Source organism: Xenorhabdus littoralis (assembly GCF_033949345.1).
GTDB lineage: Bacteria > Pseudomonadota > Gammaproteobacteria > Enterobacterales > Enterobacteriaceae > Xenorhabdus > Xenorhabdus littoralis.
In genome coordinates, this window is record NZ_VCDP01000128.1 from 1 (window position 1) to 379 (window position 379).

Annotated in this window: 1 protein-coding gene; it reads right to left on the bottom strand. The window is 56.5% G+C overall.

The annotated features are described in order from the left end of the window. Positions 1–158 precede the first annotated feature (158 nt). A partial coding sequence (locus FE394_RS18340) for a hypothetical protein (protein ID WP_319927775.1) occupies positions 159–379 on the bottom strand: 221 nt, incomplete at its 5' end.

Consider the following 379-nt stretch of genomic DNA (forward strand, 5'->3'; position numbering starts at 1 on the left):
GCCATGATTTTAAACAACAACGGCACGGTAAACAGCCCGGTGGCAATCAGTACCTGCCACAGGCCATTATTCACCACCCAGCCGAGCAGGGTCAGAAAGTATTCCAGATAACTGTTTGTTGTCATACGGTGTCCCCCATGCTGCCTGACAGGGCATATTCACACAGCAGGAGAAACAGCAGGCTGGCCGTCATCATGCGGATCAACGGTGCCCGGTACGCGGGTTTGTGTTGCGTTGCCTGAAAAAGCTTCCGGCTGCCCCAGCCCAACAGCGTGTAAAGGCTTAACCGCCAGACCAGCCACAGCGATTGATGGTTTTCCATCCCGTGACGAAAGGCGGACAGGTGTTCGGGATAGCGCATCCCCGCCCAGCCCGTCAG